Genomic DNA, 12,967 nt, shown 5'->3' on the forward strand with positions numbered 1-12,967 from the left:
CCGGACCGCCGGCGCGCACCGGGGCGGGCGTCGCGCCGGGCCGCCCGCCGGGTGTCTCGCCGCGTGCCGCGTCGGGCTTCGGCCTCGTCGGCGGGGGCGGTCGTCCCGTCCGGTGCGGGCTCGGCGGACGCGGGTACGGGCACGGCGTAGGGGCCCAGTGCCTCGGCGGGCGTACCGCACCCGGCGCAGGCCAGGGCTCCGTTGAGATGCCGTCGGCACGGGTGGCAGTAATCCATGGCGCCCGCAGGTTAGGCGTGCACAGAACAACCAGGGAAGCCGCACAGGTGAGGATCTTGTGAGGAAGCGCGGATTCCGGTGACGGCCGGTCCGATACGCCTGACACGCGGGAGGATGGGCCACATGACCGCTCCCGCCCCCTTCGGCCCTCTCCAGTTCCAGCTCGTCCTGCTGCGCCGGATGGCCGATTTCCAGCCCGGCCTGGTCGAGGAGGCCCGGCACGAACTGAGCGCCTCGCTCGCCGATATGCGGGAGGCCAACCGCCGCTGGCAGGCCATGGTGCGCGCACCGAGGGGGCGCGGATCACTGCGGCGCTACCGCTCGGTGCTCGGCGAACCGGAGCTGACCCTGCCGCGCCGGGTCGGGGACCTGGAGTGCGAGGCGCTGCTGTGGCCGGTGCCGCTCTGGCCGGACCTGCGGTTCGAGGTGATGGCCGGTCCCGGCGGGGCCGTGTGGAACGAGTGGCTGGTGCGGGCCCCGGGCGCGGCGGGCCCGGACCTCACCTCCGTAGCGGATCTGCGCCCCTGGTCGTGCACCGTGGACGAGGCGGCCCGCGCCTTTCCGCCGGCCCGGCCGATGGAGGGCAGCGCCCCGACCCGCTGGTCGCTGGCGGTCACCGACCCGGCCACCGGACAGGAGCGCGTCGCGGAGTTCACCTGGGGCCTGTTCCAGCGGCTGCTGCCGGCCCGCTGAGCTGAGGAGCCGTCAGCTCCGGCCCACCGACGGCTCAGCTCAGCGCGCGCGAAGGGCCGGACGGCGCGACCATGCAAGGAGAGACCGGCTGCCGCCGGTGCCCCCATCCGCGCTCTCGGGAGAACTCGCCGTGACCGTCAGCCTTGAGCAGTTGCAGCGTTGCCATGTCGCCGTCGATCTCGGGGCCGCGAGGACCCGGGTGTACGTCAAAGGGCTCGGGCTCGTCGTCGACGAACCGAGCGTCGCCGCCGTCAACACCCGTACCGGCTCCCTCATCGCCGTCGGCGCGCTCGCCGAGCAGATGACCGGCCGCACCCCGGAGTACATCCGGGTGGCCCGCCCGGTCTCCGGCGGCACCGTCGTCGACATCGAGATGGCCCAGCGGATGCTGCGTCATCTGCTGGGCGACAAGCTCCGCCGCCAGTTGCGCCGCAAGCCCCGGCTGCGCGCCGCCGCCTGCACCCCGCACGAGGCCGATCCGCTGGCCCAGCGCGCGACGGTGGAGACGCTGGTCGGGCTCGGCGCGCGCCGGGTCGAGCTGGTGGACACGCTGATCGCGGCGGCCGTCGGCTGCGGGCTGCCGGTCGAGCAGCCGACCGCCACCATGATCATGGTGTGCGGGGCCGCCACCACCCAGATCGCGGTGCTCTCGCTCGGCTCGATCGTCACCGCCGTACGGATTCCGGTGGGCGGCAACGCGATCGACGAGGCGATCATCCAGCATCTGCGCCAGCACCATGAGCTGCTGCTGCCGAGCCAGTCCGTGCGCCCGCTCCAGCTGGCGCTGCACGGCAACGGCCTCCAGCTCACCGGCCCCGCCCTCACCGAGATCCACGGCCGTGACGTGGCGACCGGGCTGGCCCGCTCGGTGCAGGTCGACACCGCCGCCGTACGGCAGGCCATCCACACCCCGCTCACCGCGGTGCTCGACGGCGTGGGCAAGGTGCTCCGCGACTGCCCGCCCGATCTGGTGGCCGACCTCGCGGACCGCGGGATCATGATGGTGGGCGGCAGCGCGCTGCTCCCGGGCCTCGACCAGATGCTGCGCGACGCGACCGGGATGCCGGTGCACATCGCGGAGCGCCCCGACGTCTGCTCGGTGCTCGGTCTGGGCGCGATGCTGGACGGCAAGATCCAGCCGATGGTCCTCAACCCGCTGGCGGGGTGAGCCCGTCGGTACGGACCGGGCGGTGGCACGGACGGCGCGGACGGCCCGGGTGAAGGGGCCTGTGGAGCCCGGCCCCGCGACGGCCGGGCGGCTGCCGATGCTCCTGGAAGCGGTGCTCAACGTCGGCAGCGATCTGCAGCTGGGCTCCACCCTCCAGCAGATCGTGGACACCGCCGCCGCCCTCACCGGGGCCCGTCACGGCGCGCTCGGGGTGCTGGACCCGGACCGGGACGGGATCGAGAGTCTGTACACCGCCGGGATGACGGAGGCGGAGCGACGCCACCTCGACCTCTTCCCCGACGACCCCGCCGGGCGGCCGGCCACCCTGACCCGGCCGGGCCGCCCGCCCGGCAACCGGGTGAGCGGTCCGACGGGCGGCCCGCCGGTGCGGAGCTTCCTCCGGGCCCCGATCCGGGTGCGCACCGAGGTGTTCGGCCACCTCTACCTCGCCGGGAAGCCCTCGGGGCCGTTCACCGACACGGATCTGGCGCTGCTGCGGGTCCTCGCCGCCCAGGCCGGCATCGCGATCGGCAACGCCCGGCTGTACGAGACGGCCCGGCAGCGCGAGCGCTGGATCGCGGGGGCGGCGGCCGTCACCACGGCCCTGCTGACCGGCACCGACGCGTCCGACGCGCTGATGACGGTGGCCGAGCGGGCCCGGTCGCTGGCGGGCGCGTCGGCCGGGGTGATCCTCCAGCCGACGGAGGAGGGCGGCATGGAGATCGTCACCGCGTCCACGCTGGACGATCCGGCGGGCATCGTCGGCACGGTGATCGAGCCCGGTTCCGCCGTGCTGGTGCAGCTGCTCGGCGGCGAGCCGGTCTTCATCGACGACTCCGCCACCGATCCCCGGATGACCACCGGCGTACGCTCCCGCTTCGGGCCCAGCATGATGCTGCCGCTGCAGAGCGGCGGGCGGCTCATCGGCACGCTCGCCCTGCCCCGGCGGCGCGGCGAGCGGCCCTACACGGACGTGGACCGGCTGCTGGCGACCCAGTTCGCCTCGCAGGCGGCGCTGGCGCTGGTGCTGGCGGACGCGCAGGCCGACCGGGAGCAGCTCGCGGTGTACGAGGACCGCGACCGGATCGCCCGTGACCTGCACGATCTGGTGGTCCAGCGGCTCTTCGCCACGGAGATGATGCTGGAGTCGACCCGGCGGCGGGCCGCGTCGGAGGAGACTCGCGGCACCGGCGGCGGCGACGGCGGAGAGGCCGACGCCGGTGAGCTGCTGGGCCGGGCGGTGGACGAGCTGGACTCCACCATCCAGGAGGTCCGCACCGCGATCTTCGCCCTCCAGCAGCCGCCCGCCGAGGCCCCGAGCACCTTCCGCGGCCGGGTGCTGCGGGAGACCGGGGGCGCGGCGGCCCTGCTGGGTTTCCCGCCGTCGGTGCAGTTCACCGGGGCGGTGGACGCGCTGGTGGGCGCGGAGACGGGCCGGGAGCTGCTGGCCGCCCTGCGCGGGGCGCTGGCCGCCGCGCACCGCAGGCCCGGGGTCTCGGCCATCGAGGTGGAGGTGGACGCCACGGTACGGCTGCCGGACGGGCGGACCGGGGTGCGGCTGGTGGTCTCGGACGACGGGCGCGGCGAGGACGGCCGGCCGACGACGGTGACCTGGCAGGCCCCGGTCTGACCGGGAGGGCCCGGCGGGCGGCCCCGGTCCGAGGGTGCGCAGACCCCGGCCTCAGTGCTTCGGGGCCGCCCGCAGTGCGATCCGGGTGTTGGAGTGGGCGATGCCCGCCTCCCGTTTCAGCCGGCGCAGCAGCGTGTCCAGCGCCCCCGGGTCGGCGGCGGTGGCCCGTACGAGGTAGTCGTGGCCGCCCGTCACATGGACCACCTCCGTGATCCCGGGCAGCATCAGCACCGAGCGTTCGAACTCCTCGTTCGTCGTGTCGAGGCGCAGCGTCACGTCGATGAAGACGACCAGGCCCGAACGGGTGTCGGCGGCCGGGTCGACGATGACGGTGAAGCCGCGGATGACCCCGTCACGGCGCATCCGGCGGACCCGGTCGCCCGCCGCGTTGGCGCTGAGCCCCACGCGTACGCCCAGATCCCGGTACGAGATCCGGGCGTCCTCCTGGAGAATGCCGAGGATTTCCCTGTCCAGCCGATCCATACCGCGATTGTCCCAGCTTGTGGCGATATCGGCTGAGGGAAGCCGTGCAAAGCCGCGGACACCCGCTGTCCCCCGGTCGGCGCAGCCCGGCGGGCCGTGCGGTGTCCCGAGCCCTTGACTTGCCTGTGTGGACACCTCCGTCAAGCAGTCCCCCGAGCCGCCCGCCCCGGCGGCAGCCGCGCCGTCCCCTGCCGCGTACCGCAATCTCGTCCTGGCGACGGTCGGCTTCGCGCTGACCTTCTGGGCGTGGAACCTGATCGCGCCGATGTCCGGGGACTACAAGGACCGGCTCGGGCTCAGTTCGTTCCAGCAGTCGTTCCTGGTGGCCGTGCCGGTACTGGTCGGGTCGCTCGGCCGGATCCCGGTGGGGGCGCTGACCGACAAGTACGGCGCGAAGCTGATGTTCCCGCTGATCTCCGCGCTGACGATCGTGCCGGTGCTGCTGCTGATCCCGGCGAAGAACTCCTACGGGGCGATGCTCGCGGTCGGCTTCCTCCTCGGGCTCGGCGGCACGACGTTCGCGATCGGCGTTCCGCTGGTCAACGCGTGGTTCCCGCCCGCCAAGCGGGGCTTCGCGCTGGGTGTGTTCGGGATGGGCATGGGCGGGGTGGCGCTGTCGGGCTACTTCACCCCGCGCATCGCGAAGCACGGCGACAATCTGCCCTTCCTCGTGGTGGCGGGCGCGCTGGTGGTGTTCGCGCTGGTGGCCGCCGTGCTGGTCACCGACCACCCTGGCCGGAAGATCCCCACGGACACGCTGGTGCACCGGCTCGGCGAGGCCGGGAAGCTGCGGGTGACCTGGGAGCTGTCGGCGCTGTACGCGATCGGCTTCGGCGGCATCGTGGCGTTCGGGGTCTACCTGCCGACGTATCTGAAGACCTGGTACGAGATGTCGCCGACCGAGGCGGGCACCAAGGCGGCCGGCTTCGCCCTGGTCACGGTCGTCTTCCGGCCGATCGGCGGCTGGCTCTCGGACCGGGCCCATCCGGCTCTGGTGACCTCGGCGGCGCTGCTGCTGGCCGCGCTGATGGCGATCGTGCAGGCCTTCGAGCCGCCGCTGAACCCGGGCGGCACGATCGCGCTGCTGGCCATGGCGGCCGGGCTCGGCACCGCGAGCGGCAGTGTGTTCGCCCTGGTCTCGCAGGTGACGCCGCAGCCGAAGGTGGGCAGTGTGACGGGCATCGTCGGCGCGATGGGCGGGCTGGGCGGCTTCGTGCCGCCGCTGGTGATGGGTGCGATCTACAGCGCCAAGGACAGTTACGCGATCGGCTTCATGCTGCTGTCCGATCTGGCCCTGGCGGGGTGTGTGTACGCGTACGGGCGGATGCGGACCATCCAGCGCGACGGGTGAGGCCTTCGGGCACGGGAAGAACGGCCGCGTTCCCGCCGGAACGCGGCCGTTCGTGTGCGTGCCCCGCTGAGCGCTATCCGCGCTGCCGGAGCTGCCGCTCGAACCGGTCGGCCCAGTACGCGGTCCGGTCGAGGTAAGCCGTCTCGGCGGCCTCCCCGGTCTTTCCGTAGGCCCCGTCGAAGGTCTCGTAACCGTGGCCCGGGGGCGGGGTGGCGGAGGCCGGTTCGATGGAGCTGCCCTCGTGCCACTCGTTGAAGGAGGTGACGGAGACCCAGGTGGGGTCGCCGCCGATGGCCGGGTCGAGGGCGTTGTTCCACTCCAGGTCGTAGGAGGCTCCGTCGGCGCGGCCCAGGGTGGGGGTGGTGTTGCCGGGGACGGCCCGGTCGTCGATGTAGCCGGGGGCGACCGAGGGGGCCCAGACCAGGCCGTTGGCCTTGGCGTAGTCGCCGGCCTGCTTCCAGCCGGGGGCGGTGGCCCCGGCGATGCCGTCGTAGGTGTAGATCCCGCCGAAGTGGTCGACCTTGGTGGTGTCGGTGGTCTGGGCGAGGACGATGGCGGTGTCCTTGACGGCGTCGAGGGCCGACCAGTCCTGGATCCTCAGGCTCTCGAAGATGTAGTAGGCGTTGCGGTCGCCGTGGGCCGCGTCCCGGTAGAACGCGGGGTGGTCGCCGAACTTCCCTTCCAGATAGGCGATGTCGTCGACGACGGAGGCGGCGGTGCGGTTGCCGTACGGCTCGATGTGCCAGGCGACCTCGATGCCGTGGCGGGCGGCGGCGTCCAGGACGTCACCGGCGAGGCCGTCCTCGTACCCTCCTTGCCCCCACCAGCTGTAGACGATGACGCCCGCGCCGGACCGCTTCACCCACTCCATGTGCTGGTCGACGGCTCCGGCGATGTCTCCGGAGTCGTACGGGCCGAGCTTCGGGTAGAGGTCGGCCCCGATGGAGTCGGGCGGGGTGTGGCCGCCCTGCTGCCAGTGCCGCCAGCTTCCCGAGCCCTCGGGGGTGCCGTACCAGGCGTAGTAGAAGAGGTGCACGTTGGACGAGCCTTCGGCCTCGGTGGCCGGGGCGCGGGTCAGGGTGAGGCGGTCGACGTCGAAGAGCGCGCCCGCTCCCCCGGTGAACCGCAGGAACAGCGGGCCCGTACCGGCGGTCAGGGCGGTGGTGACCTCGGTGAAGGTCTCCCAGCCGCCGGTCGGGGCGACGTCCACCGAGCCGAGGAGCGGCCCGGTGGCGGAGCCGGAGCGGACCTCGATCGTGCCGCCCGCGCCGGCCGAGGAGACGGTGGCGGTGAAGGCGGCGGCCCCGGCGGTGTCGAGCGTGGAGTAGCCCGCCCAGTCGCCGTCGTCGATGTAGCCGAGGGTGGCTCCGCCGCTCGCCGATCCATGGGCGGCGCTCTGGACGCCGAAGGAGGAGGTGTACGCCTCCGCCTCGGCGCTGTCACCGCCCGGGTCCGGGCCGCCCGGGTCACCGGCGGAGCAGTCCGCCTCGACGGCTCCGGCCGCGTACTGGACGCCGCCGAGGAGGAGTTGGCGGAAGTCGGGGTCGGCGAAGGACTCGATGGTGTGGCCGAGCCCGGTGTAGAAGGAGCGGCCCTGCTGCTGTTCGTGGCACCAGGTGATGGGGTGGTCGCCGCCCATCTCGCCGCCGCTGTAACTGGATTCGTCCAGGGACTGGAGTACGTGGACGCTGTCGCGGGGGTTGGAGCGGTAGTTGTACCACTCGTCGGTCCGCGTCCAGGTGTCGTCCAGGTGCGCGGTCGCCGGGTGGACGTGGTCCTCGGTGGTGAGGCGGGCCTCCTGGATCGCCGGATGGCTCTGGAACCAGGCTCCGACCAGGTCCTCGTACTCCGGCCAGTCGTACTCGGTGTCGGCGGCCGCGTGGACGCCGACGAATCCGCCACCGCCGTCCACGTACCCCTTGAGCGCGCTCTGCTGGGTGTCGTTCAGGACGTCGCCGGTGGTGGAGAGGAAGACGACGGCCTCGTAGTCGGCGAGGTTCTGCGGGGTGAAGACGGTCGCGTCCTCGGTGGCGGTGACGGTGAAGTCGTTGGCCGCACCCAGCTGTTGGAGGGCGGTGATGCCCGCCGGGATGGAGTCGTGGCGGAAACCGGCGGTCTTGGAGAAGACCAGGACCTGGTACGGATCGGCGGCCGCCGCGCTCTGCACGCCGGGGCTCAGGAAGGCCGCGCCGAGGGCGAGGGCGACGGCACAGGCGAGGCGGCGGATACCGGATCGTCTCATCGGCCGCTCACCTCCGCCGCCGTGTTGGAGGTGCTGAAGGTGAAGGCGTCCAGGTCGAAGAGGCTGCCCTGGCCTGTCGGGCCCGTGAAGACGAAGAACAGCTCGGTGGATCCGGTGGGCGCGTTGTTCACGTCCGCCGTGACGTCCACGTAGTTCTCCCAGCCGCCGGTCGGGGCGACGGGGAGGGAGGACAGGAGCGTGCCGGTCGCCGATCCCGCCCGCACCTCAAGTGTGCCGCCCGCGCCGCCCGAGGCGACCCGTGCGGTGATGGAGGTGGCGTTGGACAGGACGTACGGCTCGAAGGAGATCCAGTCGCCGTCGTCCGTGTAGCCGACGCTCGCGCCGCCCTCGGCGGAGCCGTGCGGGGCGATCTCGATGCCGTTCTGGGCGGCGAAGTGCTCGCCCTGCCGGTGGCGGGGCTGGAGGATGGAGTCGCTGTGCGTGGTGAGCCCGCCCGCGTCGGTGTACTCGGCGTCGAAGACCCCGTAGATGTTGGCGGCGCTGTCGTGCTCCCCGTCGACGGGTACGTCGATGGTGCCGGAGCAGCCGTTCTTCGAGGTGATCTGGTGGCGGTGGCTGTCATGGCCGAGGAGATAGGTGACCTTGACCTTGGAGCAGTCGATGGTGCCGTCCTCGGGGTCGCTGACGGTCACGGTGAAGGGGACGGAGTCGCCGAAGGAGAAGAGGCCGCCGTCCGCCGGGGTGGTGAGCGTGACCGTGGGCGCGCTGTTGCCCGCCGTGACGACGAGGCTCGCGGAGCCGGTGAGCCCTTCGGGGTCGGTGACGGTCAGGGTCGGGTTGAAAGTCCCGGCGGTGGTGTAGGTGTGGCTGGGGTTGGGGTCGGTGGAGGTGGCCCCGTCGCCGAAGTCCCAGGCATAGGTGAGGTTTCCGCCCTCGGGGTCGGCGCTGCCGGCCGAGGAGAAGGAGACCGCGAGCGGGGTGGGCCCGGAGGTCCGGTCGGCGGCGGCCTCGGCGACCGGGGACCGGTTGCTGCCCGCGAGGTACTCGACGCGGTAGAGCGCCTGGTTGTTCGCGCCGGTGCCGTAGTCGAGGACGTACAGCGCACCGTCGGGTCCGAACGCGGAGTCCATCACCTGGGTGCCGGTCCACGGGAAGGTGTCGATGGTCCCGGGTGATCCGTCGGCCTTCACCTCGACCGGCTTGATCCACTTCCGGCCGTACTCAGTGGCGAAGAAGCGGCCGTCGAGGGAGGCGGGGAACTTCACGGCCGATTCGAGACCGGCGTCGAAGTTGTATACGGGTCCGGCCATCGGGGATTCGGAGCCGCCGCCGAACTCCGGCGGGGAGCCCGCGTCACCGGCGTACCGGATCCAGGCGGGCTGGGCGGGCGGCAGGGTGGCGAGGCCGGTGTTGCGGAAGGAGTTGTTGGCCGGGCCGGCGGCGCAGTCGTACTTCGCGCCGGACGGGCCGCTGGGGAAGGTGTACTCGCCGTACGTCTCCGTGGGCGTGTTGGTGCCCGTGCAGTACGGCCAGCCGAAGTTGCCGGGCTCGGTGACGCGGTTGAACTCGACCTGGCCGCTGGGGCCCCGGTTCGGGTCGGTGGTTCCGGCGTCGGGGCCGTAGTCGCCGATGTAGACGGCTCCGGTCTTCTGGTCGACGGACATCCGGAACGGGTTGCGGAAGCCCATCGCGTAGATCTCGGGGCGGGTGTTCGCGGTGCCGGGGGCGAAGAGGTTGCCCGCCGGGACGGTGTAGCCGCCGTCCGCCGTGGGCTTGATCCGCAGCAGCTTGCCGCGCAGGTCGTTGGTGTTGCCGGAGGAGCGCTGCGCGTCGAACTGCGGGTTGCGGTCGGCGCGTTCGTCGATGGGCGCGTAGCCGGCCGACTCGAAGGGGTTGGTGTCGTCGCCGGTGGTGAGGTAGAGGTTTCCGGCGGCGTCGAAGTCGATGTCACCGCCGACGTGGCAGCACTGGCCCCGGTCGCTCTCGACCTCCAGGACGACCTTCTCGCTGGCGGTGTCGAGGGTGCCGTCGGCCTTGAGGACGAAGCGGGAGAGGTTGAGGTGGCCCTTCCACGGTGCGAAGTCGGCGGCGGAGCCGGTGGTGGGGGCGTCGCCGGGCGGGGTGTCCAGGAGCGGCGAGTAGTAGAGGTAGACATAGCGGTTCGCCGAGAAGCCCGGGTCGACGGCGATGCCCTGGAGGCCTTCCTCGTCATGGGTGTAGACGTCGAGCTTGCCCGCCGTCTTCGTGGCGCCGGCGGCGTCGGTCAGCCGGACCGTGCCGTCGCGGGCGGTGTGCAGCACGGACCGGTCCGGCAGCACGGCGAGCGACATGGCCTCGCCCAGTTCGGCTGCGCCGAGGGCGAGTTGGACCTGCTGGTAGTCGGCGGCCGGGATGTCGGCCGCGATGCGCGGGGCGCTCGCCTCGGGATCGGCGGCGAGGGCCGGGCCCGCGGCGGGGACGGCGAGCGTGGCCGCGAGGAGAGCGGCGAGGGCGGTGGCGTATCTGGACCACCGTGGGGGTGCGGGTGACATGGTCGTTCCTTCCTGACGGTACGTGGGGTCTGTCAGGCAAGGCGCTGTCGCGCTTTGCGACGTACGGGGCCCGGCGCGCGGGGCGTACGGCGTGCGGGGTGCAGGCGTGCGCAAGGCAGGCATGCGGTGAGCAGGCGTGCGACGACTGCGCCGGTGCACGGGCGCAGGCAGCTTTTTCCTCCTGGAGAGCGCTCCAACTCCCTCACCAGGCAGGCTTTTTGCATGCTGGCAACGCAAAATTAATTTGTCAAGGTCGTGTCAAAATTCCGGTTCGATGCTCCGTGCAGCGATTCCTCCGGGCCCTCACCCGGAGGCCGTCTAGGCTTTCGGCGTGACCCTCCTTCTCCCCGCGCTCCAGTCCCCCACCGGCCCGGCGGCCTCGCGGGAGGCCGTCCGCTTCGGTGACCTCTCCCTGACCTACGGCCGGCTGGCCGGGGCTTCCGCCGCGCTCGCCGCCCGCATCGCGGACGCCGGCCGGGTCGCCGTCTGGGCCACCTCGACACCGGAGACGGTGATCGCGGTGGTGGCCGCGCTGCGCGCCGGGGTGCCTGCCGTGCCGCTCAACCCCCGTACCGGAGAGCGCGAGTTGGCGCACATCCTGGCCGACAGCGGGCCCTCGGTGGTGCTGGCGGGCCCGGACGACGCGCTGCCGCCCGCGCTGGAGAAGCTGCGGCGGGTGACGGTGGACGCACGGGATGCGGTGGAGGCCCCGGAGGGGCGCGAGGGCGTCGAGGGCGTCGAGGCGGACTCCGAGGCCCCCGCCCTGATCGTCTACACCTCCGGCACCACCGGCCCGCCCAAGGGGGCCGTCCTGCCCCGCCGGGCCGTCGCCGCCTCCCTGGACGCGCTGGAGGACGCCTGGGGGTGGACCGGCGACGACGTCCTGGTCCACGCGCTGCCGCTGTTCCACGTCCACGGGCTGATCCTGGGCGTCCTCGGCCCGCTGCGCCGGGGCGGCGCCCTGCGCCACCTGGGGAAGTTCTCGCCCGACGGCGTGGCCCGTGAGCTGGGCTCCGGCGCCACCATGCTGTTCGGCGTGCCGACGATGTACCACCGGCTGGCGGAGGTGCTGGACGCGCCCGCGGGCACCCCCGAACGGGACGCGCTGGCCCGGGCGTTGGCGTCGGCGCGGCTGCTGGTCTCCGGGTCGGCGGCGCTGCCCGTGCACGACCACGAACGCATCGCGGCGGCGACCGGGCGGCGGGTGATCGAGCGGTACGGCATGACGGAGACCCTGATGAACACGGGGATCCGGGCGGACGGCGTCCCGCGCCCGGGCACTGTGGGGCCGCCGCTCGCGGGGGTGGAGCTGCGGCTGGTGGAGGAGGACGGCACGGTGCTCGCCGCGGCCGGGGCGGGCGGCGAGGCCGGTGAGGCCGGTGAGGCCGGTGAGGCCGGTGAGGTCGGTGAGATCCAGGTCCGGGGGCCGAATCTGTTCACCGGCTACCTCAACCGGCCCGACGCCACCGCCGCCGCGCACACGGCGGACGGCTGGTTCCGTACGGGCGACGTCGGCACGGTGGACGAGGACGGATACGTCACCATCGTCGGGCGCAAGGCCACCGACCTGATCAAGAGCGGCGGCTACAAGATCGGCGCGGGCGAGATCGAGAACGTGCTCCTCGCCCACCCCGGGGTCCGGGAAGCGGCCGTGACCGGCGAGGAGGACGCCGACCTCGGCGAACGGGTCGTGGCCTGGGTGGTCGCGGCCGACCCCGGCTCTCCGCCCTCCGCCGAGGAGTTGGCGGACCATGTGGCGGCCCAGCTCGCCCCGCACAAGCGCCCGCGCACCGTGCGCTACCTGGACGCCCTGCCCCGCAACGACCTGGGCAAGATCATGAAGAGGTCGCTCCGTGCCTGACGAAGCCTCCTCCCGGCCCGATGGGAGCCCCTTCCGTGCCTGACGAGACCCCCTCCCGGATGACGGCCCGCGAGGCGGTCACGCTGCTCACCGGCCCGGCCGGCTTCACCGAGCACCTGCCGCCGCCGCGCGATCTGCCCGCCGACGGACCGCTCGGCTGGTCCGGTTACGACGCGGCGCGCGAGCGGGCCCGGACGCGGACCGGCGAGGAGGAGTCCGTGGTGTACGGCACCGGGGTCGTCGGCGACCGTGCGTGCGTGCTCCTCTCCTTCGAATTCGGCTTCCTGGGCGGCTCGTTGGGCCAGCGGACGGGCGACCGGCTGGAGGCCGCGTACGAGCTGGCCCTGGCCCGGCGGCTGCCGCTGCTCGCGCTCGTCGCCACCGGTGGCAGCCGAATGCAGGAGGGCATGGTCGCGCTCACCCAGCTCCAGCGGGTGGCCGCCGCCGCCACCCGGCTGCGGGCGGCCGGGCTCCCGCAGATCGCCGTCCTCCGCGATCCGACGACCGGCGGCGGCTGGGCCACGGTGGGGGCCGGGGCGGATGTGGTGCTGGCCCTGCCGGGCGCGCAGGTCGGCTTCGCCGGGTCGCGGGTACGGCCGGCGGACGCGGATCCGCACGCGTACAGCGCCGAGGGCCAGTTCGCGGCGGGCCAGGTGGACGCGGTGGTACGGGCCGATGAGCTGGCCGCCACGGTGACGCACTGGCTGCGCGCGCTCGGGCCGCACGGTCCGTCCGGCGCGCCCGAGGCGCCCGGGGCCGATGTGCCCCGGGCCGACGCGCGCGGTGCCGACACACCCGCGACGCCGCCCG

9 protein-coding genes and 1 pseudogene are annotated in these 12,967 nt (G+C 73.2%); 6 read left to right on the forward strand and 4 right to left on the reverse strand.

Annotated elements, in window-relative coordinates; genetic code table 11:
- Window positions 1–236 (reverse strand): annotated as a pseudogene (locus tag G3I54_RS38845) (hypothetical protein); the annotation flags it as partial.
- A gap of 124 nt (window positions 237–360) precedes the next feature.
- On the opposite strand from G3I54_RS38845, the gene G3I54_RS04250 reads away from it, so the two are divergent.
- The 3 genes from G3I54_RS04250 to G3I54_RS04260 all read left to right on the forward strand — a co-directional run bounded on the left by G3I54_RS04250 (window position 361) and on the right by G3I54_RS04260 (window position 3,728).
- Window positions 361–930, forward strand: a complete 570-nt coding sequence (locus tag G3I54_RS04250) for a hypothetical protein (protein ID WP_164611233.1) — start codon at window positions 361–363, stop codon at window positions 928–930.
- Between the two features lie 130 nt (window positions 931–1,060).
- On the forward strand, window positions 1,061–2,098 hold the full coding sequence (locus tag G3I54_RS04255) for a rod shape-determining protein (RefSeq protein ID WP_030078118.1): 1,038 nt from the start codon (window positions 1,061–1,063) through the stop codon (window positions 2,096–2,098).
- Between the two features lie 97 nt (window positions 2,099–2,195).
- The gene (locus G3I54_RS04260) at window positions 2,196–3,728 is read left to right on the forward strand and encodes a GAF domain-containing protein (protein ID WP_164611243.1); all 1,533 of its coding nucleotides are present in this window, start codon (window positions 2,196–2,198) and stop codon (window positions 3,726–3,728) included.
- Window positions 3,729–3,779: 51 nt separating this feature from the next.
- Here the strand turns inward: G3I54_RS04260 and G3I54_RS04265 are convergent, their stop codons facing one another.
- Window positions 3,780–4,211 carry an Lrp/AsnC family transcriptional regulator gene (locus G3I54_RS04265; protein WP_030078115.1) on the reverse strand — a complete coding sequence of 144 codons (432 nt, stop codon included), beginning with the start codon at window positions 4,209–4,211 and terminating at the stop codon, window positions 3,780–3,782.
- A gap of 127 nt (window positions 4,212–4,338) precedes the next feature.
- Between G3I54_RS04265 and G3I54_RS04270 the strand changes: the two genes are divergently transcribed.
- Window positions 4,339–5,562 (forward strand): NarK/NasA family nitrate transporter, encoded by a 1,224-nt coding sequence (locus G3I54_RS04270; protein ID WP_164611235.1) that lies wholly within the window; start codon window positions 4,339–4,341, stop codon window positions 5,560–5,562.
- Between the two features lie 73 nt (window positions 5,563–5,635).
- Here G3I54_RS04270 and G3I54_RS04275 read toward each other — a convergent pair whose 3' ends face one another.
- Complete coding sequence (locus G3I54_RS04275; RefSeq protein ID WP_164611237.1) at window positions 5,636–7,804, reverse strand: ThuA domain-containing protein; 2,169 nt, start codon at window positions 7,802–7,804, stop codon at window positions 5,636–5,638.
- Entirely contained in the window at window positions 7,801–10,296 is a 2,496-nt protein-coding gene (locus tag G3I54_RS04280) for a PQQ-dependent sugar dehydrogenase (protein WP_164611239.1), read from the reverse strand. The genes G3I54_RS04275 and G3I54_RS04280 overlap by 4 nt, the downstream gene beginning before the upstream one ends.
- Window positions 10,297–10,627: 331 nt before the next feature.
- On the opposite strand from G3I54_RS04280, the gene G3I54_RS04285 reads away from it, so the two are divergent.
- Window positions 10,628–12,157 carry an acyl-CoA synthetase gene (locus tag G3I54_RS04285; protein WP_164611241.1) on the forward strand — a complete coding sequence of 510 codons (1,530 nt, stop codon included), beginning with the start codon at window positions 10,628–10,630 and terminating at the stop codon, window positions 12,155–12,157.
- Window positions 12,158–12,192: 35 nt separating this feature from the next.
- The coding region (locus tag G3I54_RS04290; protein WP_343240266.1) for a carboxyl transferase domain-containing protein at window positions 12,193–12,967 on the forward strand (775 nt) is incomplete at its 3' end.

The organism is Streptomyces sp. SID14515, from assembly GCF_010548505.1.
GTDB classification, from domain to species: Bacteria; Actinomycetota; Actinomycetes; order Streptomycetales; family Streptomycetaceae; genus Streptomyces; species Streptomyces caviscabies.

Excerpts from the sequence above, each read along its gene's own strand:
- G3I54_RS04275 (WP_164611237.1), bottom strand. The coding sequence starts at position 7,804 with ATGAGACGATCCGGTATCCGCCGCCTCGCCTGTGCCGTCGCCCTCGCC.
- G3I54_RS04265 (WP_030078115.1), bottom strand. The coding sequence starts at position 4,211 with ATGGATCGGCTGGACAGGGAAATCCTCGGCATTCTCCAGGAGGACGCC.
- G3I54_RS04250 (WP_164611233.1), top strand. The coding sequence starts at position 361 with ATGACCGCTCCCGCCCCCTTCGGCCCTCTCCAGTTCCAGCTCGTCCTG.
- G3I54_RS04260 (WP_164611243.1), top strand. The coding sequence starts at position 2,196 with ATGCTCCTGGAAGCGGTGCTCAACGTCGGCAGCGATCTGCAGCTGGGC.
- G3I54_RS04280 (WP_164611239.1), bottom strand. The coding sequence starts at position 10,296 with ATGTCACCCGCACCCCCACGGTGGTCCAGATACGCCACCGCCCTCGCC.